At 72.2% G+C, this 22080-nt stretch carries 21 protein-coding genes; 10 read left to right on the top strand and 11 right to left on the bottom strand.

Going from position 1 to position 22080, the window contains the following annotated elements; all coding sequences use genetic code 11:
- The first annotated feature begins 42 nt into the window (after window positions 1-42).
- Window positions 43-387 carry a rhodanese-like domain-containing protein gene (locus tag ABZZ20_RS19985; RefSeq protein WP_356871238.1) on the top strand — a complete coding sequence of 115 codons (345 nt, stop codon included), beginning with the start codon at window positions 43-45 and terminating at the stop codon, window positions 385-387.
- A gap of 63 nt (window positions 388-450) precedes the next feature.
- Here the strand turns inward: ABZZ20_RS19985 and ABZZ20_RS19980 are convergent, their stop codons facing one another.
- The 6 genes from ABZZ20_RS19980 to paaA form a co-directional block, all read right to left on the bottom strand.
- Window positions 451-1593 carry an acyl-CoA dehydrogenase family protein gene (locus tag ABZZ20_RS19980; protein ID WP_356871282.1) on the bottom strand — a complete coding sequence of 381 codons (1143 nt, stop codon included), beginning with the start codon at window positions 1591-1593 and terminating at the stop codon, window positions 451-453.
- 112 nt (window positions 1594-1705) lie between these two features.
- Window positions 1706-2833, bottom strand: coding sequence for a 2Fe-2S iron-sulfur cluster-binding protein (locus ABZZ20_RS19975; protein ID WP_356871236.1), 1128 nt, complete (start codon window positions 2831-2833; stop codon window positions 1706-1708).
- Window positions 2834-3328, bottom strand: a complete 495-nt coding sequence (gene paaD, locus ABZZ20_RS19970; RefSeq protein ID WP_356871280.1) for a 1,2-phenylacetyl-CoA epoxidase subunit PaaD — start codon at window positions 3326-3328, stop codon at window positions 2834-2836.
- 86 nt (window positions 3329-3414) lie between these two features.
- Complete coding sequence (gene paaC / locus ABZZ20_RS19965) at window positions 3415-4140, bottom strand: 1,2-phenylacetyl-CoA epoxidase subunit PaaC (RefSeq protein ID WP_356871234.1); 726 nt, start codon at window positions 4138-4140, stop codon at window positions 3415-3417.
- Window positions 4137-4421, bottom strand: coding sequence for a 1,2-phenylacetyl-CoA epoxidase subunit PaaB (gene paaB / locus ABZZ20_RS19960; protein WP_356871232.1), 285 nt, complete (start codon window positions 4419-4421; stop codon window positions 4137-4139). The genes paaC and paaB overlap by 4 nt, the downstream gene beginning before the upstream one ends.
- Entirely contained in the window at window positions 4418-5449 is a 1032-nt protein-coding gene (gene paaA, locus ABZZ20_RS19955) for a 1,2-phenylacetyl-CoA epoxidase subunit PaaA (protein ID WP_356871230.1), read from the bottom strand. Before paaA ends, paaB begins: the two co-directional genes overlap by 4 nt.
- A 63-nt stretch (window positions 5450-5512) precedes the next feature.
- Here paaA and ABZZ20_RS19950 point away from each other — a divergent pair, with 63 nt between their 5' ends.
- Genes ABZZ20_RS19950 through ABZZ20_RS19940 form a run of 3 tightly spaced genes read left to right on the top strand, consistent with a single transcriptional unit; the run spans window position 5513 to window position 8225 of the window.
- Window positions 5513-6292 carry a DUF5819 family protein gene (locus ABZZ20_RS19950; protein ID WP_356871228.1) on the top strand — a complete coding sequence of 260 codons (780 nt, stop codon included), beginning with the start codon at window positions 5513-5515 and terminating at the stop codon, window positions 6290-6292.
- Window positions 6277-7485, top strand: coding sequence for an HTTM domain-containing protein (locus ABZZ20_RS19945; RefSeq protein ID WP_356871227.1), 1209 nt, complete (start codon window positions 6277-6279; stop codon window positions 7483-7485). Before ABZZ20_RS19950 ends, ABZZ20_RS19945 begins: the two co-directional genes overlap by 16 nt.
- Window positions 7482-8225, top strand: coding sequence for an RNA methyltransferase (locus ABZZ20_RS19940; RefSeq protein WP_356871225.1), 744 nt, complete (start codon window positions 7482-7484; stop codon window positions 8223-8225). Before ABZZ20_RS19945 ends, ABZZ20_RS19940 begins: the two co-directional genes overlap by 4 nt.
- A gap of 61 nt (window positions 8226-8286) precedes the next feature.
- Here ABZZ20_RS19940 and paaN read toward each other — a convergent pair whose 3' ends face one another.
- The gene (gene paaN, locus ABZZ20_RS19935; protein WP_356871223.1) at window positions 8287-9969 is read right to left on the bottom strand and encodes a phenylacetic acid degradation protein PaaN; all 1683 of its coding nucleotides are present in this window, start codon (window positions 9967-9969) and stop codon (window positions 8287-8289) included.
- A gap of 167 nt (window positions 9970-10136) precedes the next feature.
- Between paaN and ABZZ20_RS19930 the strand changes: the two genes are divergently transcribed.
- The 3 genes from ABZZ20_RS19930 (at window position 10137) to ABZZ20_RS19920 (ending at window position 14258) form a co-directional block, all read left to right on the top strand.
- Complete coding sequence (locus tag ABZZ20_RS19930) at window positions 10137-11675, top strand: 3-hydroxyacyl-CoA dehydrogenase (protein WP_356871221.1); 1539 nt, start codon at window positions 10137-10139, stop codon at window positions 11673-11675.
- Entirely contained in the window at window positions 11672-12262 is a 591-nt protein-coding gene (locus ABZZ20_RS19925) for a TetR/AcrR family transcriptional regulator (RefSeq protein ID WP_356871219.1), read from the top strand. Before ABZZ20_RS19930 ends, ABZZ20_RS19925 begins: the two co-directional genes overlap by 4 nt.
- A 301-nt stretch (window positions 12263-12563) precedes the next feature.
- Complete coding sequence (locus tag ABZZ20_RS19920; RefSeq protein WP_356871217.1) at window positions 12564-14258, top strand: PKD domain-containing protein; 1695 nt, start codon at window positions 12564-12566, stop codon at window positions 14256-14258.
- Between the two features lie 75 nt (window positions 14259-14333).
- Here ABZZ20_RS19920 and ABZZ20_RS19915 read toward each other — a convergent pair whose 3' ends face one another.
- Window positions 14334-14909 carry an Lrp/AsnC family transcriptional regulator gene (locus ABZZ20_RS19915; RefSeq protein WP_356871215.1) on the bottom strand — a complete coding sequence of 192 codons (576 nt, stop codon included), beginning with the start codon at window positions 14907-14909 and terminating at the stop codon, window positions 14334-14336.
- A 177-nt stretch (window positions 14910-15086) separates the two neighbouring features.
- On the opposite strand from ABZZ20_RS19915, the gene pdhA reads away from it, so the two are divergent.
- From pdhA to ABZZ20_RS19900, 3 genes are read left to right on the top strand one after another with little or no spacing between them, the layout of a single operon-like run.
- Window positions 15087-16223 (top strand): pyruvate dehydrogenase (acetyl-transferring) E1 component subunit alpha, encoded by a 1137-nt coding sequence (pdhA, locus tag ABZZ20_RS19910; RefSeq protein WP_356871278.1) that lies wholly within the window; start codon window positions 15087-15089, stop codon window positions 16221-16223.
- A gap of 38 nt (window positions 16224-16261) precedes the next feature.
- Complete coding sequence (locus ABZZ20_RS19905) at window positions 16262-17230, top strand: alpha-ketoacid dehydrogenase subunit beta (protein ID WP_356871276.1); 969 nt, start codon at window positions 16262-16264, stop codon at window positions 17228-17230.
- Window positions 17230-18555 (top strand): dihydrolipoamide acetyltransferase family protein, encoded by a 1326-nt coding sequence (locus tag ABZZ20_RS19900; RefSeq protein WP_356871213.1) that lies wholly within the window; start codon window positions 17230-17232, stop codon window positions 18553-18555. Before ABZZ20_RS19905 ends, ABZZ20_RS19900 begins: the two co-directional genes overlap by 1 nt.
- A 148-nt stretch (window positions 18556-18703) precedes the next feature.
- On the opposite strand, the gene ABZZ20_RS19895 is transcribed toward ABZZ20_RS19900, so the two are convergent.
- The 3 genes from ABZZ20_RS19895 to ABZZ20_RS19885 are packed head-to-tail and all read right to left on the bottom strand — an operon-like array spanning window position 18704 to window position 22072.
- Complete coding sequence (locus tag ABZZ20_RS19895) at window positions 18704-19681, bottom strand: NAD(P)H-quinone oxidoreductase (protein ID WP_356871212.1); 978 nt, start codon at window positions 19679-19681, stop codon at window positions 18704-18706.
- Between the two features lie 10 nt (window positions 19682-19691).
- Window positions 19692-20807: a potassium channel family protein gene (locus ABZZ20_RS19890; RefSeq protein WP_356871210.1), complete on the bottom strand. Its 1116-nt coding sequence runs from the start codon at window positions 20805-20807 to the stop codon at window positions 19692-19694.
- Window positions 20795-22072 carry a molybdopterin molybdotransferase MoeA gene (locus tag ABZZ20_RS19885; protein WP_356871274.1) on the bottom strand — a complete coding sequence of 426 codons (1278 nt, stop codon included), beginning with the start codon at window positions 22070-22072 and terminating at the stop codon, window positions 20795-20797. Before ABZZ20_RS19885 ends, ABZZ20_RS19890 begins: the two co-directional genes overlap by 13 nt.
- Window positions 22073-22080 lie beyond the last annotated feature (8 nt).

The raw sequence follows: 22080 nt of genomic DNA, 5'->3' as shown, positions 1-22080 counted from the left end.
GCTAGGTTTGGACGTCAGATCTGCGATGAGAGAAGGCGACGTATGAACTTCGGACCGCTTCCCTCGGTGGACGCCGCCGCGGTGCCCTCCGAAGGCTTTGTCCTTGACGTCCGTGAGGACGACGAATGGGCTGCCGGACACGTGGAAGGCGCTCTGCACATCCCGATGAGCGACTTCGTGGCCCGCTTCGGTGAGCTGACCGAGGCCGTCGAGGACGGCCGTCGCGTGCACGTGATGTGCCGGGTGGGCGGGCGGTCCGCGCAGGTCACCAAGTACCTGGTGGGCCAGGGGATCGACGCCGTGAACGTCGACGGCGGCATGCAGGCCTGGGACGGCGTCGGGCGCCCGATGGTGACCGACAACGGGAACCCGGCCTTCGTGCTCTAGCCCGCGGTGGGCCGTGCCCGGGCTGCCCCGGGTCGGCCACGGGCCCGGGCCGGCCCGGGCCCGTCAGGCGAGGGAGTGGGCGGCCAGGAGGTCGCCCAGCGCCTCCTCGTGCGCGGCGGCCGGGCCGAGCTGGAGCTCCAGTTGTTTGGCCCACGCGTGGTAGCGGTGCAGCGGGTAGTCGGTGTCGGCGCCGAAGCCGCCGTGCAGGTGCTGTGCCGTCTGTACGACCCGGCGCACTCCCTCCGAGGCCCAGATCTTGGCGACGGCGACGTCCCCCGCGCTCGGCAGCGGGCCGCCGGCCCCGCCCGTCGCGGCGTCCAGCCGCCACGCGGCCTGCCACAGGGTGACCTCCATCGCCCGCAGGTCGATGTAGCGGTCGGCGGCCTGGACGGCGACGGCCTGGAAGGTGGCCACCGGGAAGCCGAACTGCTCGCGCTGGGTGGTGTACCGGCTGGTCATGGCGAGGACCCTCTCGCCGAGGCCGAGCGCGAGGGCGCAGGTTCCGGTGGCGAGGAGTTGGCGGAGCCGCTCCCAGGCGCCCGGGGCGTCGATGAGGTGCGTCGCGGGCACCCGTACGCCGTCCAGGGCGAGCTCGGCGAGCCGTTCCCCGGTGGTGGAGACCTGGTCGGACAGGGCGAGCCCCCCGGCGGTGCGCGGGACGAGCGCGAGGACTGCCTCGGCCTCCCCCGTGTGGGCCGGTACGGCGATCCAGTCGGCGCCGTACGCCCACGGGACGGCCGTCTGCACCCCGTCGAGGACCCACCGGGCGCCCTCGCGGCGGGCGGTGACGGCGAGCTCCGCGGGATCGTGGCCGCTGCGGCCGTGGGCTGCGGCGGTGAGGACGGGCGTTCCGCGCCCGGCTCCGGGCAGCAGGGCGGCGGCCAGCTCGGGGCTGCCGTGGGCCTGGACGACCATGGCGGTGGCACAGTGCTCCAGCAGCGGCACCCGGGCCAGTACCTTCGCCGCCTCGCGCAGCACCAGGCACAGGGCGATGGTGTCGAGGCCCGCTCCGCCGTGTTCCTCGGCGAGGACCAGGCTCAACAGGTCGGACGCCGCGAGCTCGGCCCACAGCCGCCGGTCGAAGTCGTCCGCGACGGCCCCCGGGGTCAGCGCGGGGCTGGGCACGCCGTCCGGGGCGACGTCCGCGAAGACGGCCCTCGCCGCCTCGACGGCGGCCTGCTGCTCCTCGGTGAAGGTGAAGTCCACTGCCTGTCCTCCCGCGCGCACCGGATGCCCGTCGGGCCCGATACGGACCTGACGGTGCGTCAAGATAGAACACGTTATGGAAATTGGACAGGGCAGGGTGCCGGTGGCCCGCTCAGCGGTCGAAGTCGATCTCCACTTCCTCGGTCACCGCGTGCGACTGGCAGGCCAGGACGAATCCGGCCTCCGTCTCCTCCGACTCCAGCGCGAAGTTCCTCTCCATCCGGACCTCGCCCGTGACCAGGAACGCCCGGCAGGTACCGCACACCCCGCCCTTGCAGGCGTACGGGGCGTCCGCGCGGTTGCGCAGCACGGCGTCGAGCAGGGATTCCCCGTCCTGGACCGGCCAGGTGCCGGAGCGGCCGTCGAGGCGGGCCGTGACCCGTACGTGGGCGGGGGCCGCGGCGGGGGCCGGCGCCGTCGTGTCCTCGACGTGGAAGATCTCCTGGTGGATCCGGGTCCGGACGACGCCGAGCGCGCCCAGCGCCTGCTCCGCCCCCAAGACCAGACCGTACGGCCCGCACAGGAACCAGCCCGTCACCTCGGCGACCGGCAGCAGCGCCGGCAGCAGGGCCTTCAGACGCTCCTCGTCGAGGCGGCCGGACGGCAGGCCGGCCTCCTGCTCCTCCCGCGACAGGACGGTCACCAGCTGGAACCGGTCCGGGTAGCGGTCCTTGAGGTCGGCGACCTCGTCCAGGAACATCGTCGAGGCGGCCGTACGGTCGCTGCGGACCAGGCAGAACCGGGCGTCGGGCCGGGCCGCGAGCAGCGAGGCGGCGATCGACAGCACCGGGGTGATGCCGCTGCCGCCGACGATCGCCGCGTAGTGGCCGGCGGCCGGCGCGGCGGCCGGCTCCAGGACGAACCGCCCGGCCGGGACCATCACGTCCAGGACGTCCCCGGCGGCGATCTCCTTGTGCGCGAACGTGGAGAACTCCCCGCCCTCCACCAGCCGCACGCCCACCCGCAGCGCGGCAGGGCCGGGGCCGGCCGGCTCCGGGGCGGGGGAGCAGATCGAGTACGTGCGGCGGATCTCGTCACCCTCGGGGGTGCTGCGGCGCAACGTGAGGTGCTGACCGGGGGCGTGCAGGTACTCGCCGCGCAGCTCCTCGGGGACGCTCAGGGTCAGCGCCACGGAGTCGTCGGTGAGCCGGTCGACCGCCGCCACCGTCAGCGGGTGGAAGGCGCCGTGGCGCGCGGGGCGCCCGGGGCCCGACGTGGGCGACGGCGTGGACGCGGCCATCTACAACTCCTTGAAGTGGTCGAACGGTTCACGGCAGGCGGTGCAGCGGCGCAGCGCCTTGCACGCGGTGGAGGAGAACCGGCTGAGCAGTTCGGTGTCGGTCGATCCGCAGTGCGGACAGCGGATCGAGAGGGTGAGCGCGACCGGTTCGCCAGCCGCGTGCGGCCGGGGCGGGGCGATGCCGAACTCGGCCAGCTTGCGCCGCCCTTCGGCACTGATGTCGTCGGTCGACCAGGCCGGGGACAGCACCGTGCGCACCTGTACGTCCTGCATGCCGCGGTCGGTCAGGACCCGCTCGATGTCGGCGGACATGGCCTCGACGGCGGGGCAGCCGGTGTAGGTCGGGGTGAGGGTGACCTCGACGTGGCCATCCTCGTGCATCCGCACTCCGCGCATCACGCCGAGATCGGCGAGGGTGAGTACGGGCAGCTCGGGGTCGGGTACGGAGCCTGCGAGCTCGGCCAGCTCCGCCTCCAGGCGGCTCCTGGCCTCGATGTGGGCCGGGTCCTCGGTGGGGGCCGGGTCCCCGGTACGGGGCGGAGCCTCGGTGTGGGCCGGAGCCTCGGTGCGGGGCGTGTCCGTCACCATGACGCCCCCGGATGACTGCGGTGCAGGTGCTGCATTTCGGCGAGCATGCGGCCGAAGGGTTCGGTGTGCAGGCCCTGCCGGCCGGCCCCGGCCACCCAGGCGCCGGTGCGCGGGCCTTCGGGGAGCGCGAGCCCGGCCCGCTCCACCACACTGCCGACGGCGGCCAGCCAGCGGCCCTCCAGGGCGGCCCAGTCGACGCCGTCGATCCCGTCCACCGGCTGGAACATCTCGCCGGTGTACTTCCACAGCGCGTCCAGGGCGGCCCGCATGCGGGCGTGGCTCTCCTGCGTGCCGTCGCCGAGCCGCAGGGTCCACTGCTCGGCGTGGTCGCGGTGGTAGGCGGTCTCCTTGACGGCCTTGGCCGCCAGCGGGCCGAACGGGCCCTCGCCGGCGGCGAGTTCCGCGTACAGCTCGTGCTGGTAGAAGGAGAAGTAGAGCTGGCGGGCGATCGTGTGCGCGAAGTCCCCGTTCGGCTGCTCGACCAACTGGAGGTTGCGGAAGGACCGCTCCTCGCGCAGGAAGGCGAGCTCATCCTCGTCGCCGGCCATGGACAGCAGGACGCGGGCCTGGCCGAGCAGGTCGAGGGCGATGTTGGCGAGGGCGACCTCCTCCTCCAGGACGGGGGCGTGCCCCGCCCATTCGCCGAGGCGGTGGGAGAGGACCAGCGCGTCGTCCCCCAGTGCGAGGGCGGCGGACTGAACCACATCGGTGCTGGTCACAGGTGATGCACCCCCTCGGGGATCTCGTAGAAGGTGGGGTGCCGGTACGGCTTGTCGGCCGACGGGGCGAAGAAGGGGTCCCGCTCGTCCGGCGAGGACGCGGTGATCTCGGTGGACGGCACGACCCAGATCGAGATGCCCTCGCTGCGCCGCGTGTAGAGGTCGCGGGCATTGCGCAGGGCCATTTCCGCGTCGGGCGCGTGCAGGCTGCCCGCGTGCGTGTGCGAGAGGCCGCGGCGCGAGCGCACGAACACCTCCCACAGTGGCCAGTTCTGCGTCATACCCCTGCCTCCTGGTTCGTTGCCGTGTGCTGCGCCGTGTGCTGCGCGGTGTGCTGTGCGGTGCGCTTCTGTGCGTACGCCGCGGCCGCCTCGCGGACCCAGGCGCCTTCCTCGTGGGCGCGGCGCCGCTGGCCGAGCCGCTGGTCGTTGCACGGGCCGTTGCCCTTGACCACGTCCCAGAACTCCGCCCAGTCGATCGCGCCGAAGTCGTGGTGCCCGCGCTCCTCGTTCCACTTCAGATCGGGGTCGGGCAGGGTCAGGCCCAGCGCTTCGGCCTGCGGAACGGCGATGTCCACGAAGCGCTGGCGCAGCTCGTCGTTGGAGTGCCGCTTGATCCGCCAGGCCATCGACTGCGCGGAGTGCGCCGACTCGTCGTCCGGCGGACCGAACATCATCAGCGAGGGCCACCACCAGCGGTTCACCGCGTCCTGTGCCATCGCGTGCTGCGCCTCGGTGCCCTTGGAGAGGGCCATGAGCAGCTCGAAGCCCTGGCGCTGGTGGAAGGACTCCTCCTTGCAGATGCGGACCATGGCGCGGGCGTACGGCCCGTACGAGCAGCGGCAGATCGGCACCTGGTTGGTGATCGCCGCGCCGTCCACGAGCCAGCCGATCGCGCCCACGTCCGCCCAGGTCAGGGTGGGGTAGTTGAAGATCGAGGAGTACTTCTGCTTGCCGGAGTGGAGCTTGTCGAGCAGCTCGTCGCGGCTGGTGCCGAGGGTCTCGGCGGCGCTGTACAGGTAGAGGCCGTGGCCGGCCTCGTCCTGCACCTTGGCCATCAGGATCGCCTTGCGGCGCAGCGAGGGCGCGCGAGTGATCCAGTTGGCCTCGGGCTGCATGCCGATGATCTCGGAGTGCGCGTGCTGGGCCATCTGGCGGACGAGCGAGGCGCGGTACGCCTCGGGCATCCAGTCCCGCGGCTCGACGCGCTCGTCGGCCGCCACCGCGGCGTCGAAGGCTGCCGCGAGCTGTGCCCCGAGGTCAGCCCCGAGGCCTGCGTCCTGCCCCGTTTCCGGGGTCACTGCCACCATCCCGGCCCCCTGCCAGAGATTGTTGACCGCCCGACCGACCGATCGTTCGGTTCGTACCCTTCAATGGTGAGTCGGCGGCCCGTAGGGTGTCAACCTCTGTGGTCAACCCTGTGGACGCCGGATGATCGGGGTGGGATGGATTCGAACGAGCGCGAGCCCGCGGAGGGGGTTGTCCTGCCGGCCGTTCCCCAGGCCCTTCCCCGGACCGCTCCGCGGCCTCCTGCGCCGGCGCCACGGGTTCCCGGGATCGCCGGACTGTCCGCCCCGTACCGGGTCCTCGCGTCCCTGGCCCTGGCTGCCGTCGCCCTCGCCGCATGCGGGCACCTGGCGCTGGTCTTCCTGCACGTCGCCCCGTCGAACACGGTGAGCAAACAGCACGCGAAGACGGTCGACGACTGGATCTACCCCGAGTTCGAGCAGAACTGGAAGCTGTTCGCCCCCAACCCCCTCCAGCAGAACATCGCGGTGGAGGTGCGCGCGGAGGTCCGGACCGGGGGCGGCGAGCCGGTCACCGGCAGCTGGCGTGACCTGTCCGCGGAGGACGGCGCGGCCATCCGGCACAGCCTGCTGCCGAGTCACGCGCGGCAGAACGAGCTGCGGCGGGCCTGGGACTTCTTCACCAGCTCCCACGACGAGGACAACAAGCCGATCGGTGAACGCGGCGCGCTGTCGGAGCAGTACCTGCGGCGGATCGCGCTGAACCGGATCGCGCCGGACGCGGCGGGCGAGATCGTACGCATCCAGCTGCGCTCGGCGACGAGGGCGGTGGCGGCCCCGCCGTGGAGCGACGAGAAGACCGACACCCAGACCTACTACCGGGAGCTGCCGTGGTGGACGGTGTGAGGCGGGCACGGGCCGCCGCCGGCCGGGCGGTGGCACGGGTCTCCGGGCAGGCGTTGGGCCCGTACCAGAGCGCCGTGGTCCGCATCGGCTTCTCCGCGACCTGGCTGTTCTTCCTGCTGCGGGAGTTCCCGAACCGGCACGAGCTGTACGGGCCCGACGGGCCCTGGAGCTTCGCGCTGGCGGAGCGGCTGATCGCCTCGAACCATGCCTTCACCGTGCTGGTGTGGTCGGACGCGGCGCTGTGGTTCGAGGTCGTCTACGCGCTGTCCGTGGTGTCGAGCGCCCTGTTGCTGCTGGGCTGGCGGACCCGGGCGACGTCCGTGGTGTTCATGGTCGGCGTGCTGTCGCTACAGAACCGCAGCGTGTTCATGGGTGACGGCGGGGACAACGTCATCCACCTCATGGCGATGTACCTGGTGCTGACGCGGTGCGCGCAGGTGTGGTCGTTGGACGCGCGGCGCGCGAGGCTGCGGGGGTCGGCCTCGGCGGGGGCTGCCGGGCCGGCGCTGTGGGTCGTACTGGGCGCGGTGCTCGCCTACGGGGCGGTGACGGCGCGGTTCAGCCACGGCTGGCTGGCGGCCCTGGCGACGCTGTGGGTGGTCTGCGCGGTGTGGTGGAGGGCGGACCGGTACGAGCCGGAGGGGGAGGGACGCGCGGTCCTGGACGTCGTGGCGAACCTGGTCCACAACGCCGGGATGCTGGTGATCGCGGCGGAGGTCTGCCTGATCTACGCGACGGCGGGGTGGTACAAGATCCAGGGCTCGCGGTGGCAGGACGGGACCGCGCTGTACTACCCGCTGGGGCTGGACTACTTCACGCCGTGGCCCGGGTTGTCGTCGGTGGTGGCGGGGAGCGGGACGGTGGTGATGCTGCTCTCGTACGGGACCGTGGTCGTGCAGGTCGCATTCCCGTTCACGGTGTTCAACCGGCGGATCAAGAACGTGCTGCTGGCGGTGATGATGCTGGAGCACGCGGGGATCGCGGTGCTGCTGGGATTGCCGTTCTTTTCGCTGGCGATGATCACCGCGGACGCGGTGTTCCTGCCGACGGCGTTCCTGCTCTGGTTGGGTGCCAAGGTCTCCCGGCCGCCCGGGCCGCCGGCCCGGGCGGGGACTCCCCCGGTGGCCCTGCCGGAGTCCGGCCCGGCGGGGCGGGAAACCCCGGGCCGCGGCCCCGTAGGCTCGGCGGTATGACTGAGCAGACCGTGCGGGAGTGGCGGACCGCAGCCGAGCGGGGGGACCTCGTGCTCCTCGACGGGTTCCACGCGCTGAAGCACGCCCTGCGCTTCGGGGCTGACGTCCGGGCCGTCGTCGCCGACGACCCGGACGCCGTGAAGGCCCTCGCCGCGGAGCTGGCTCCGGACGTGGAGGCGGACGTGGCGCGGCTGGTGCGCAAGGCAGAGCTGCGCACCCTGCTGACCCGCGTGCATCCCACCGGGGTCGCGGCACTGGCGGTGCGGCCCGACCGCGCGGAGGGGCGGGCCCGGCTCGACGGGCGGCCCCGCACCGCACCCGTCGTCGTGCTCGACAACCCGCGCAACCTCGGCAACGTCGGCGCCGTCGTCCGGCTCGCCGCGGGCTTCGGCGCCACCGGAGTGGTGACGCGCGGGGACCTCGACCCCTGGCACCCGAACGTGGTCCGGGCCGGGGCCGGGTTGCACTACGCCACCACCGTCGACCGGGTGGAGCTCGACACGCTCCCCGCCGGGCCGCTGTACGCGCTTGACCCGGAGGGCGAGGACATCCGCGCCCTCGCCCTCCCGGACGACGCCCTGCTCGCCTTCGGCTCGGAGCGCCACGGCATCTCGCCCGAGCTGCGCGCCCGCGCCGACCACCTGGTGTCCCTGCCGATGCGGTCGCAGGTGTCCAGCTACAACCTGGCGACCAGCGTCGCGATGACCCTGTTCCACTGGGGCGGGCCCCACGGCGGTTAGACAAACGGTGACCGCGGCGGCCACCGCCGTGGTCACCGTGGTCACCGTGGTCTGACCGAGGTCAGGCCTGGCGGCGGACCTCCACCACGCGGAAGCGGTTCGAGACGAACGCTCCGTCGCACAGCGCCGCGTTCGCCGCCGGGTTGCCGCCCGAACCGTGGAAGTCCGAGAAGGCCGCGGTCTGGTTGACGTAGACCCCGCCCGTCAGGTTCAGCGACAGCTGCGCCGACTCCTCCAGGCAGACCTCCTCGATGGCCCGCTCGGTGTCCGCGGACGTCGTGTACGCCCCGACCGTCATCGCGCCCTTCTCCCGCACCGTGCGGCGCAGGAGGTCGAGGGCGTCCGCCGTGGAGTCGACCGCGACCGCGAAGGACACCGGGCCGAAGCACTCCGAGAGGTAGGGGGCCGAGTCGTCCGGCTTGGTGCCGTCCAGCTTCACCATCACCGGGGTACGGACCACCGCGTCGGGGAACTCCGGATTGGCCACCTCGCGGGAGGCCAGCGCCACCTCGCCCAGGGCGGACGCCGCCTCCAGCCGGACCTTGACGTCCGGGTTGACCAGGGCGCCCAGCAGCGCGTTGGCCCGGGCGTCGTCACCCAGCAGGCCTCCGACCGAGGCCGCGAGGTCGGCGACGACCTCGTCGTACGTCTTGTGGCCGGCGTCCGTCGCGATGCCGTCCCGGGGGATCAGCAGGTTCTGCGGGGTGGTGCACATCTGGCCGCTGTACAGCGACAGCGAGAAGGCCAGGTTGGACAGCATGCCCTTGTAGTTGTCGGTGGAGTCGATGACGACCGTGTTGACGCCGGCCTTCTCCGTGTAGACCTGGGCCTGGCGGGCGTTCGTCTCCAGCCAGTCGCCGAACTCCGTCGAACCGGTGTAGTCGATCAGCTTGATCTCGGGGCGCACGGCCAGGGTCTTGGCGATGCCCTCGCCCGGTCGTTCCACCGCCAGCGCCACCAGGTTCGGGTCGAACCCGGCCTCGGCGAGGACCTCGCGGGCTACCTTCACCGTCAGCGCCAGCGGGAGCACGGCGCGCGGGTGCGGCTTGACCAGCACCGCGTTGCCGGTGGCCAGCGAGGCGAACAGGCCCGGGTAGCCGTTCCACGTCGGGAAGGTGTTGCAGCCGATCATCAGGGAGATGCCGCGCGGGACGGCCGTGAAGGTCTTGCCCAGCTCCAGCGGGTCCTTCTTGCCCTGCGGCTTGGACCAGTCTGCCTGCCCCGGAACACGGGTCTGCTCCTCGTAGGCGTACGCCACGGCCTCCAGGCCGCGGTCCTGCGCGTGCGGGCCGCCCGCCTGGAACGCCATCATGAAGGCCTGGCCGCTGGTGTGCATGACGGCGTGCGCGAACTCGTGCGTCCGCGCGCCGATCCGGGCCAGGATCTCGATGCAGACCAGGGCGCGCGCCTCGGGTCCGGCGTCCCGCCAGGCGCCCATGCCGGCCTTCATCGCGGGCAGCAGCACGTCGGGGTCGACGTGCGGGTACTCGACGCCGAGTTCCGGCCCGAACGGGGACACCTCGCCGCCGACCCAGCCGTCCGTACCGGGCTGCCCCAGGTCGAGTCGGGTCCCGCGGACCGCTTCGAAGGCGGCGAGCCCGTCGGCCGGCGCGGTCTCGCCGTATGCCTTGGGGTGCTCGGGGTGCGGGGACCAGTAGGCACGGCTGCGGATGGCGGCCAGGGCCTGGTCCAGGGTGGGCCGGTGCTTGGCGGACAGCTGGGGGACGGTGAGCGCGGCGGCCATCAGGGACCAACTCCTCGTTGAGCCGGGCAAGATCAGGCTGGTTCGCAGACTGACATCAGGCAGGGGCGGGTGAAGAAGAGCAGACTGGAGTTAGAGTAACCGAACGATCGGTCGGGACAAGAGGGCCCGGCGGACCTGTGGATAACTCGGTGCGGGAGGATCAGGACATGACAGCAATCGAGCGGTCCCGCACTGTGGCGGTCGTCGGCGCCGGCACCATGGGGCAGGGCATCGCCCAGGTCGCCCTCCTCGCAGGTCACCGGGTGCTGATCTACGACATCAACGCCGCGCTCGCCGCCGGCGGTGTCGGCATCGTCCAGGACCGCGTCGAGCGGATGGCCGCGAAGGGCCGCCTCGACCGCGTCGAGGCCGAGGACGCGATCGCCCGGATCGACGCGGCATCCGACCTCGCCGACCTCGCCGGTGCCGCGCTCGTCATCGAGGCCGTCGTCGAGGACACCGCCGTCAAGCGCGCGCTCTTCGAAGCGCTCGAAGCGGTGGTTCCGTCGGACGCGCTGCTGGCCACCAACACCTCCTCCCTCTCCGTCACGGAGCTCGCCGCCGGCCTCGCGCACCCCGGCCGCTTCCTCGGCCTGCACTTCTTCAACCCGGCTCCGCTGCTCCCGCTCGTCGAGGTGGTCAGCGGTTTCGCGACCGACCCGGCCGCCGCCGAGCTGGCGTACCGCACCGTGCTGGGCTGGGGGAAGACCCCCGTCCGCTGCGCCGACACCCCCGGCTTCATCGTCAACCGGATCGCCCGCCCCTTCTACGCCGAGGCCTTCGCGGTCCACGAGGAGCGGGGCGCCGACCCGGCCACCATCGACGCCGTGCTGCGCGAGTGCGGCGGCTTCAAGATGGGCCCGTTCCAGCTGACCGACCTGATCGGTCAGGACGTCAACGAGGCCGTCACCCGCTCCGTCTGGGAGTCCTTCTTCCGGAGCCCCAAGTTCACCCCGTCCCTCGCACAGCGCCGGCTGGTCCAGTCGGGCCGCCTGGGCCGCAAGTCGGGGCACGGCTGGTTCCCGTACGGCCCGGACGCCGAGGCTTTGGCCCCGCACACCGCCGCGCCCGAGGAGGCACCCGACAAGGTCACCGTCGTCGGTGACCTCGGTCCCGCCGCCGGGCTCGTCGAGCTGCTGGAGGAGGCCGGGATCGCGATCACGGCCACCGAGCACGGGGGGCCGTACATCCAGCTGCCCGGCGACGGTCAGCTGGTCCTCGCGGACGGCAAGACCTCGATCGAGTTCGCCGACGTCGTCTACTTCGACCTCGCGCTCGACTACCGCGGCGCCACCCGGATCGCACTCTCCGCGGGCGAGGACACCAGCGAGCGGACCCTCGCCGAGGCGATCGGGCTCTTCCAGAAGCTCGGCAAGCAGGTGTCCGTCATCGGCGACGTGCCCGGCATGATCGTGGCCCGTACGGTCGCGATGCTCATCGACCTGACCGCCGACGCGGTCGCCCGGGGCGTGGCCACCGCCGAGGACATCGACACGGCCATGCGGCTCGGCGTCAACTACCCGCTGGGCCCGGCCGAATGGCACGACCGGCTCGGCCGGGACTGGGCGTACGACCTGCTCCACAACCTCGACGAGCGCTGTCCGGGAGGCCGCTACGCGCCGTCGCTCGCGCTGTTCAAGCTCGGCTACGTAGAGGGCGAAGAGGGCGGCGAGGACGAGGCGGGCGGGGCGGAGGAGACCGCATGACCACCGTCAAGAGGGACACCTACACCCCCGAGACGCTCCTGACGGTCGCCGTCCAGGTCTTCAACGAGCGTGGCTACGACGGCACCTCCATGGAGCACCTCTCCAAGGCGGCGGGCATCTCGAAGTCCTCGATCTACCACCACGTGGCGGGCAAGGAAGAGCTGCTGCGGCGGGCCGTCAGCCGGGCGCTCGACGGACTGTTCGCCGTACTGGAGGAGCCGGGCGCGGTGCGCGGCCGGGCGGTCGAGCGCGTCGAGTACGTCACGCGGCGCACGGTCGAGGTCCTGGTCTCTGAACTGCCCTACGTGACACTGCTGCTGAGGGTGCGGGGCAACACCCGGACCGAGCGCTGGGCCCTGGAGCGCCGCCGCGAGTTCGACCACCAGGTCGCGGAGCTCCTCAAGGCCGCAGCGGCCGACGGCGACCTCCGCGCGGACGTGGACATCCGCTTGGCCACCCGCCTGCTGTTCGGCATGGTGAACTCCCTGGTCGAGTGGTACCGCCCGCACCCGGGCACCACTCCGGACCAACTGGCCGACACGATCGCCCTCATGGCGTTCGACGGCCTGCGCCGCACGGCCGGCTAGGCCCCGCGCCTGCCGCTCCCCGTGCCGACTCCCGTGCGGATCGGCGAGCCGTCCGCACGCTTTCCGGCACCGCCGGCGAATCCGACCCGCGGCGGTCTGGGACGCGGCGGTGCCGGCTCCCGGTGGGCGGGCTCCGCCGGTATGGCTCCACAGGGGCCTCCATCCCGCGAACGACGATCCGGAGAGCACACGGGGCCCGCGACGAGCCGGCCGAAAATGTGTCCGATAAACCGGCGCAAGTGGAGGTAGCCTGAGCGTGACTCAATCCTGAGCGCGTTCAAAAATGAAAATGGGGGGATCGGTGCGCAGTCGCCGTCTCGTTGTTTCCGCTGCCGTCGTCGTCGCGGCCAGCGTTGGTTTCATCCCGGGCATGGCCCAGGCGGCCGGTCCGGCCGCAGGTCCGTCCGCACCCGCGGCCAAGGGGGTGTCCGCTCCCGGAGCGGACCTGGCCAAGCTCGGTGCGGCAGACGTGAAGACCTTCCACAGCCCGAAGGAGCACTCGGTCCGCAAGGCCCTGCCCGCAGCCAAGGGCAAGGCTTCCGGGAGCGCCACCGCGCAGGGCGCGGAGACCGTCGCCGCCGGCAACCCGGACCTGGGCCTCGTGCTCAACGCGCAGAGCGACACCGCGCACAGCGTCGATCTGCGGGCCCAGGTGCTCAGCGCCCCCGGCGCCACGCTCAAGATCACCTACGACTGGGGTGACGGGACGACCGACGGCTCTGACGCCTACCCGAACCAGGAGGTCTCGCTCAAGCACACCTACGCCGAGCTTGGCGAGTACAACGTCAAGGTCACCGTGACGGACGTCACGAACCAGGTCGAGGTCGTCAACGAGCTCCCGCTGTCGACGGTCGGTTCGGACTTCACCCCGTACGCCCCGACCCGTCTCCTGGACACCCGGGACGGCACCGGGGCCCCGAGGGGCATGGTGCAGGCGTACTCCGCGGTCAAGGTGAAGATCGCCGGCAACGGCAAGATCCCGGCGGGCGTCACGGCCGTGGCCCTCAACGTCACCGCGACCAACACCTCCAACCCCGGGCACGTCACGGCGTACCCCGGCGGCAGCAACCGTCCGACCACCTCGAACCTCAACTTCGAGGCCAACCAGACCGTCCCGAACATGGTGGTCGTGCCGGTCGGCAAGGACGGCACCGTCGAGCTCTACAACGGCAGCTGGACGCCGGTCGACCTGATCGCCGACATCACCGGCTACTTCACCCGCAGCGCGGCCAACGGCTACACGCCGATGACCCCGGTCCGCGCGGTGGACACCCGCTCCGGCCAGGGCGCGCCGCAGGGCCAGGTCCCGGGCCGCACCGCGATCGGCGTGCAGCTCGGCGGCTGGTACGTGCCCGCCAACGCCACTGCCGTGGCGCTCAACGTGACCGTCACCAACCCGCGCCAGGACGGCCACCTGACGGCCTACCCGAGCGGCCAGCAGGCCCCGAACACGTCGAACGTGAACTTCAAGGCCATGCAGACCGTCGCCAACTCGGTGATCGTCCCCGTCGGCTCGGACGGCAAGGTCAACGTCTTCAACGGCGCCTGGGCGGGCACCGACGTCATCGTCGACGTCGTCGGCTACTACAGCCCCGACAGCTCGGGGGCACTCATGACCATGGAGCCGTTCCGCTGGCTCGACACCCGCAGCTGGGGTAAGGGGCCGATGTACGCCCGGGGCTACATCTGGATGCCCATGTCCACCAAGGACAAGGGCATCACGGCTGTCGTCCTGAACACGACGGTGACCAACACGAGGTCCGACGGATTCCTGTCGGTCGCCCCGGACACCAACCGCCTGGCGGACTACGAGAACGACACCGACGTCTTCCCGGCACGGCCCACGGCGTCCACGCTCAACTGGACGTCCGGTAAGACCGTCCCGAACCTGGTCCAGGCGAGCACCGGCGCCAACGGGATCGTCGACGTCTGGAATCAGAGCTGGGACACCACGGACCTGATCGTCGACCTCTTCGGCTACTACGACACGAAGTAACGGATCGGACCGGCGGGCGGTGTCCCGGGAGCGGCCTTCGCGGCCGTCCCGGGACACCGGCGTTTCCGGGGCCGGCTACTCCTCGGTGAGGGCCGGCCCCGCCGAAGGTCCCGGGGCGAGCAGGTCGGTCTCCTCGAAGACCAGGAGAGTACGGGTCGAGAGGACCTCCGGGATGGACTGGAGGCGGGTCAGCACCAGCTCGCGCAAGGTGCGGTTGTCCGGTGTGTGGACCAGGAGCAGGACGTCGAAGTCCCCGCTGACCAGGGCGATGTGCGCCGCGCCGGGGAGTTCGCGGAGCTTCTCGCGGACCGTGCGCCAGGAGTTCTGGACGATCTTCAGGGTGATATAGGCGGAGGCCCCCTGACCTGCCCGTTCGTGGTTGACGCGGGCCGTGAACCCGCGGATCACTCCGTCGTCGATGAGGCGGTTGATACGGGCGTAGGCGTTCGCGCGCGAGACGTGCACCTGCTCGGCCACCGACCGTATCGACGCGCGGCCGTCCGCCTGGAGCAGGCGCATGATCGATCGGTCGATGGGGTCCAGGGGGCGGGGCGGGACCTGTGGGGCCTGCTGGCTCGCTGGCGCACCCGCCGCGGGGGTCTGGGCGGAACCCTCCGTGGAACCCGATGCGGCCATTTGTTCATCCGGCATGGCCCACTGCCTCCCTCTCCTGGACATCCTGCACCCATCCCACGGCCACGGCGCCACTTTGTCCACAGCCTGAACTCGCCTGTAGCCAAATTGCGCCAACGACCGAACAATCGGTTGGTGAGGCGCCTCACATCCGAGGCGGCCCTGCCTGCTTCCCACGAGGAGGTGTACGCCGCCATGACGGTCCAAGAGCTGCCCGGTGCCGGTGCGTCCTACCGATCCACCCCGCCGCCCGCCTGGAGGCCCCGTACGGATGCCGCCCCGCTGCTCCCGGACCCCGAGCCGTACCGGGTGCTGGGCACGCCGGCCGCCGAGAAGCTCGACCCCGAGCTGATGCGCCGCTGCTACGCCGAGCTGGTGCGCGGCCGCCGCTACAACGCGCAGGCCACCGCACTCACCCGACAGGGCCGACTGGCGGTCTACCCCTCCACCGTCGGCCAGGAGGCCTGCGAGATCGCCGCCGCGCTGGTCCTGGAGGACCAGGACTGGCTCTTCCCGAGCTACCGCGACACCCTCGCGGCCGTGGCGCGCGGCCTGGACCCCGTCCAGGCACTGACCCTGCTGCGCGGCGACTGGCACACCGGCTACGACCCCCGCGAGTACCGGATCGCCCCGCTGTGCACCCCGCTCGCGACCCAGCTGCCGCACGCGGTGGGCCTGGCGCACGCCGCCCGGCTGCGTGGCGACGAGGTGGTCGCCCTCGCCCTGGTGGGCGACGGCGGCACCAGCGAGGGCGACTTCCACGAGGCGCTGAACTTCGCGGCCGTCTGGCAGGCCCCGGTGGTCTTCCTCGTCCAGAACAACGGCTTCGCCATTTCGGTCCCGCTCGCCAAGCAGACGGCCGCCCCCACCCTGGCCCACAAGGCCGTCGGGTACGGGATGCCCGGCCGGCTCGTCGACGGCAACGACATCGCCGCCGTCCACGAGGTGCTGTCCGAGGCCGTCCAGCGGGCCCGGGCCGGCGGCGGTCCGACGCTGATCGAGGCGATCACGTACCGCATCGAGGCCCACACGAACGCCGACGACGCGACCCGCTACCGCGGTGACGCCGAGGTCGAGGCGTGGAAGGCGCACGACCCGGTGGAGCTGCTGGAGCGCGAGCTGACCGCGCGCGGGCTCCTGGACGCCGAAGGCATCCAGGAGGCCAAGGACGCGGCCGAGACGATGGCGGCGGCGCTGCGCGAGCGGATGAACGCCGAGCCCGTGCTCGACCCGATGGACCTGTTCGAAAACGTCTACGCGGAGCAGACCGGCCGGCTCCGCGAACAGGCGGAGATGCTGCGCGCCGAGCTCGACGCGGAGGAGCAGTCGTGACGACGGTGGCGGCGAAGCCGGGCGTGAAGCCGGCGACGATGGCGCAGGCCCTGGGACGGGCCATGCGCGATGCGATGGCGCAGGACCCGACGGTCCACGTCATGGGCGAGGACGTCGGGACGCTGGGCGGGGTGTTCCGGATCACGGACGGCCTCGCGAAGGAGTTCGGCGAGGAGCGCTGCACGGACACGCCGCTCGCAGAGGCCGGGATCCTGGGCGCCGCGGTGGGCATGGCCATGTACGGGCTGCGGCCCGTGGTGGAGATGCAGTTCGACGCGTTCGCGTACCCGGCGTTCGAGCAGCTGATCTCGCACGTCGCGAAGATGCGCAACCGTACGCGGGGCGCGATGCCGCTGCCGATCACCATTCGGGTGCCGTACGGCGGCGGGATCGGCGGTGTCGAGCACCACTGCGACTCCTCCGAGGCGTACTACGTGGCGACGCCCGGCCTGCACGTGGTGACCCCGGCGACGGTCGAGGACGCGTACGGGCTGCTGCGCGCGTCGATCGCGAGCGACGACCCGGTGGTCTTCCTGGAGCCGAAGCGGCTGTACTGGTCGAAGGCCCAGTGGAACCCCGAGGAGCCGACCGCCGTACCCGGGATCGGTAAGGCACTCGTCCGGCGCACCGGCACGAGCGCGACGCTGATCACGTACGGGCCCTCGCTGCCGGTGTGCCTGGAGGCGGCCGAGGCGGCGCGCGAGGAGGGCTGGGACCTGGAGGTCGTGGACCTGCGCTCGCTGGTCCCGTTCGACGAGGAGACGGTCGTGGCGTCCGTACGCCGCACCGGACGCGCGGTGGTGGTCCACGAGGCCAACGGCTTCGGCGGACCGGGCGCGGAGATCGCAGCCCGCATCACGGAACGGTGCTTCCACCACCTGGAGGCGCCGGTGCTGCGGGTGACGGGCTTCGACATCCCGTACCCGCCGCCGATGCTGGAGAAGCACCACCTGCCCGGTGTGGACCGCATCCTGGACACCGTGGCCCGCCTGCAGTGGGAGAACTGATGCCGCAGGTAATGGAGTTCAAGCTCCCCGACCTCGGGGAGGGACTGACCGAGGCCGAGATCGTCCGCTGGCTGGTGGCGGTGGGCGACGTCGTCGCCGTCGACCAGCCGGTGGTCGAGGTCGAGACGGCCAAGGCGATGGTGGAAGTGCCGTGCCCGTACGGCGGTGTGGTCACCGCACGGTTCGGGGAGGAGGGCACGGAACTCCCCGTCGGAGCACCACTGATCACGGTGGCGGTGGGTGCGGGGGATGTCGAGGCGGTGGAGCCGGAGGACTCCGGCTCGGGCAACGTCCTGGTGGGTTACGGGACGGACCACTCGCGCACGGCGCGTCGGAGGCGGGTGCGACCGGGCTCCGCAGTGCCGGCTGCTGCTGCCGTGGCCGCCCCCGCTCCCCTCGCCGCTCCCGCTCCCGCTGTTCCCGCTCCTGCCGCGCCGGTGGTCACCGGCCCGGTCCCGGTGATCTCGCCGCTGGTGCGGAAGCTGGCCCGGGACCACGGGATCGACCTGCGTGCGCTGCGCGGCTCCGGGCCCGAGGGCCTGATCCTGCGCGCGGACGTCGAGGCTGCTCTGCGGGCACCGGAGCCGGTGGCCGCAGCGGCTCCGGCCCCCGCCCCGTCCGCGTCGCCGGCCGCCGCCGGGGAGCGGGTGCCGTTGAAGGGGTTGCGCGGTGCGGTGGCCGAGAAGCTGTCGCGCAGTCGCCGGGAGATCCCGGACGCCACGTGCTGGGTCGACGCCGATGCGACCGAGCTGATGGCGGCACGGGCCGCGATGAACGCCGTGGGCGGGCCGAAGATCTCGGTGCTCGCGCTGCTGGCCCGCATCTGCACGGCCGCGCTCGCGAAGTACCCGGAACTCAACTCGACCGTGGATCTCGCGGCGAACGAGATCGTGCGACTGCCGTCCGTGCACCTGGGCTTCGCGGCCCAGACCGAGCGCGGGCTGGTGGTTCCGGTGGTCCGGGACGCCCAGACGCGGAACCCCGAGTCGCTGTCGGCGGAGTTCGCGCGGCTCACGGAGCTGGCCCGGACCGGGAAGCTGTCGCCGGCGGACCTGACGGGCGGGACGTTCACCCTGAACAACTATGGAGTGTTCGGGGTCGACGGATCCACGCCGATCATCAACCACCCGGAGGCGGCGATGCTCGGGGTGGGCCGGATCGTGGCGAAGCCGTGGGTGCACCAGGGCGAGCTGGCCGTCCGCCAGGTCGTACAGCTGTCCCTGACGTTCGACCACCGGGTCTGCGACGGCGGCACGGCCGGGGGCTTCCTCCGGTACGTCGCCGACTGCGTGGAGTCCCCGGCGGTGCTGCTGCGCTCGCTGTGACTGCCTGACTGCCTGACTGCCTGACCGTGCCCCGTGGGGTCACGGCTCCTGATCGTGGACCCGGACGGGTCGGACGGAGCCGGACGCCGCGGGGCACGGTCACTCCGGGGCGGGCGTGCAGCCACCGGGCAGCCGCGGGGCGGTCCGGTCAGGTGGTCAGCAGGAGCTTGCCCACGTGCGTACTGGACTCCATGACCCGGTGCGCCTCGGCCGCGTCCCGCAGGGGGAAGGAGGCGTGCACGACCGGGTGGATCCGGCCCGCTTCCACCAGCGGCCACACGTGCTCCCGTACGGCCGCGACGATGGCCGCCTTCTCCTCCAGTGGCCGCGCCCGCAGCGAGGTCGCCGTGATCGCCGCCCGCTTCGCCAGCAACGCGCCCAGGTTGAGTTCGGCCTTCACCCCGCCTTGCAGCCCGATCACCGCGAGCCGCCCGTTCACGGCCAGCGCGTCCAGGTTCCGCTCCAGGTACTTCGCACCCATGATGTCCAGGATCACGTCCGCCCCGGCTCCGCCCGTCGCGGCCCGAACCTGCTCCACGAAGTCCTGCTCGCGGTAGTCGATCAGGACGTCCGCGCCCAGCTCCTTGCAGCGGGCCAGCTTCTCCGGGCCCCCGGCGGTCACCGCCACCGTCGCGCCGACCGCCTTCGCCAGCTGGATCGCCATCGTTCCGATGCCGCTGGAGCCGCCGTGCACCAGCAGGGTTTCCCCGGGACGCAGGTGGGCCACCATGAAGACGTTGGACCACACCGTGCAGACCACCTCGGGCAGCGCCGCCGCCGTCACCAGGTCCACGCCGGCTGGGACCGGCAGCAGCTGGCCCGCGGGGACGGCCACGCGCTCCGCGTACCCGCCGCCGCCGAGCAGGGCGCACACCTCGTCGCCCACCGCCCAGCCGGACACCCCCGACCCGATGGCGGCGATCCGTCCCGAACACTCCAGGCCGGGATAGCGGGAGGCGCCGGGCGGCGGATCGTAGAAGCCCTGGCGCTGCAGGACGTCGGCGCGGTTCACGGCGCTCGCCGCGACGTCGACGAGGACCTCGCCCTCGCCGGCCACCGGATCGGGTACGTCGGCCCAGACGAGCGCCTCGGGGCCGCCGGGCGCTTCGATGGTGATCGCATGCATGGCCCGGAGGTTACGCCAACCGTCCCTCGTCCGCAGGTGCCCGTGTCCCCGGCGGTGAACTGGGCGGCACGGCCCGCACGATGGTGATGAGCCGGTCGGTCAGCTGCAACGGGCTCGCGTGCGGGTCGTCGTACGCGAGCAGTCGGTGGCCGCGCAGCACGCTCACCACCAGGTCGTCCGTCTCCCGCACCCCCTTGCCGACCTCGGGCTTCTTCACGGGTCGTTCGACGAGGTCCAGCCCGCTGCCCTGATGGATCAGGTCCTCCATCACCGTGCCCGCGCTGGGGCTCAGGACCGAGAGCCCCAGCAGTCGGCCGGCCGCGCTCGCGCTCGTGATGACCGCGTCGGCGCCCGACTGGCGCAGGAGCGGTGCGTTCTCCTCCTCGCGGACCGCTGCGACGATCTTCGCGCCGCGGTTCATCTGTCGCGCCGTCAGCGTGACCAGCACGGCCGTGTCGTCCCGCTGCGTGGCGATGACGATCTGACGGGCCTTCTGGAGCTCGGCACGCAGGAGGACGTCGGAGCGGGTGGCGTCGCCGACCACGCCCGTGAAGCCCTCCGCATTGGCCGAGTCGATCACCTGGGCGCTGGGGTCCACGATGACGACCTGTTCCTTGCTGAGGCCGGTGGCCAGCAGCGTCTGTAGGGCCGAGCGGCCCTTGGTGCCGAAGCCGACGACGACCGTGTGTTCGCGCAAGTTCTTCCTCCAGCGGTTCAGCCGCCACTCTTCCCTGGTCCGCTCCGTCAGGACTTCCAACGTGGTGCCGACCAGGATGATCAGGAACAGCACGCGCAGGGGGGTGACCAGCAGGATGTTCATCAGTCGTGCGCTGGCGCTGTACGGGACGATGTCGCCGTATCCGGTCGTCGACAGGGTCACGGTCGCGTAGTAGAAGCAGTCGAGGAAGTTGACCTGGCCGTCGGCGTTGTCGTGGTAGCCGTCGCGGTCGAGCCACACGATCAGGACCGTCAGGAACAGTACGCACAGGGCCATCAACAGGCGTTTGGCGACCTGTCGGAGCGGCTTCTCCACGACGCGCTTGGGCAGTTTGACGCGTCGTGAGACGAGCTTCTCGTCGGCGTCCCGGGCCATGGCGTCCTGGCCGTGGAGTTTCACGTGAAACATCCTCCCGAGACCCACGGCAGGTCCAGGATCTCCAGGTCCTGTCCGGACCGGGCGCCGTGGGGCGGTACGACGGCCAGCGCATCGGCGGCGGCCACGCCGCGCAGCATCGCGGGGCCGTTGTAGTGCAGCGGAACGGCGTGCTCTTCGGTCAGTACGACGGGCACGAGCCGGGTGTCGTGCGGATGGCCCGGTACGTCGTCCCGTACCGGGACCGCGTACCGGGAGCGCTGGCGGCGGCCGGCGAGGGAGCGCAGCAGCGGTTCGGCGAGGGTGAGCAGCCCGGAGACGGCGGCGAGCGGGTTGCCGGGCAGGCCGACCAGGTGGCGGACCGGGTCCTGGCCGGAGGCCCCGTCGCCGAGCCGGGCCAGCAGCATCGGGTGTCCTGGGCGTACGGCGACTCCGTCGACCAGCAGTTCTGCGCCGGCCTCGTGCAGGACGGGGTGGACGTGGTCGACGGGTCCGGAGGCGGTGCCGCCGGTGGTGATGACCAGGTCGGCGTCGGAGCCCGTGACGGCGTCCAGCAGGGCGCGGGCTCCGGCCGGGTCGTCGCCGAGCCGCCGGGTGGCGATGACCTCGGCGCCGAGCCGGTCGAGCCACGGGCCGAGCATGGGGCTCAGGGCGTCCCGGATCAGGCCGTCGTGCGGGCGGCCTTCGGTGAGCAGCTCGTCGCCGAGCACGAGGATCTCGACGCGGGGCCGGGGCCGGGTGGTGAGCTCGTCGTATCCGGCGGCTGCGGCGAGGCCCAGGACGGCCGGGGTGACGAGGGAGCCGGCGTGAAGCAGCAGGTCGCCGGAGCGGCACTCCTGGCCGCGCGGTCGGATGTCCTGACCGGTGAGGACCGGCCGGTCGGCGTGGAGCTGGGTGCCGGACTCGCGGGAGTGCTCGCTGCGGAGGACGGCGGTGGTGTCGGCGGGGATCCGGGCGCCGGTGGCGATGCGCACCGCCTCGCCGTCGGCCAGCGGCTCGGGGGGCTCGGAGCCGGCCAGCACCCCGCCTCCGGGGCGGACGGTCCAGGGGCCGGGGCCGGCGACTGCCCATCCGTCCATGGCGGAGGTGTCGAAGGACGGCAGGTCGGTGAGGGCGTCCAGGGAGTGGGCCAGCACCTCGCCGAGTGCGTCCGCGAGGGGGACCCGGTGGGTCCGGGGGCGGCTGCCGGAACCGGCACGGGCGGCGGTCTGCCGGGCCTGCGGCCAGGCGGCGGCACGGTGACCGCCTCCGTCGGGACGGCGGCGAACCAGGGCCAGGGCCTCATCGAGGGCCTGCATCGCGTGGT

Source organism: Streptomyces sp. NPDC006430 (assembly GCF_040612395.1).
Lineage (GTDB): Bacteria > Actinomycetota > Actinomycetes > Streptomycetales > Streptomycetaceae > Streptomyces.
The sequence above is the reverse complement of the archived record's forward strand: the minus strand, read 5'-3'. Positions and strand labels throughout refer to the sequence as shown.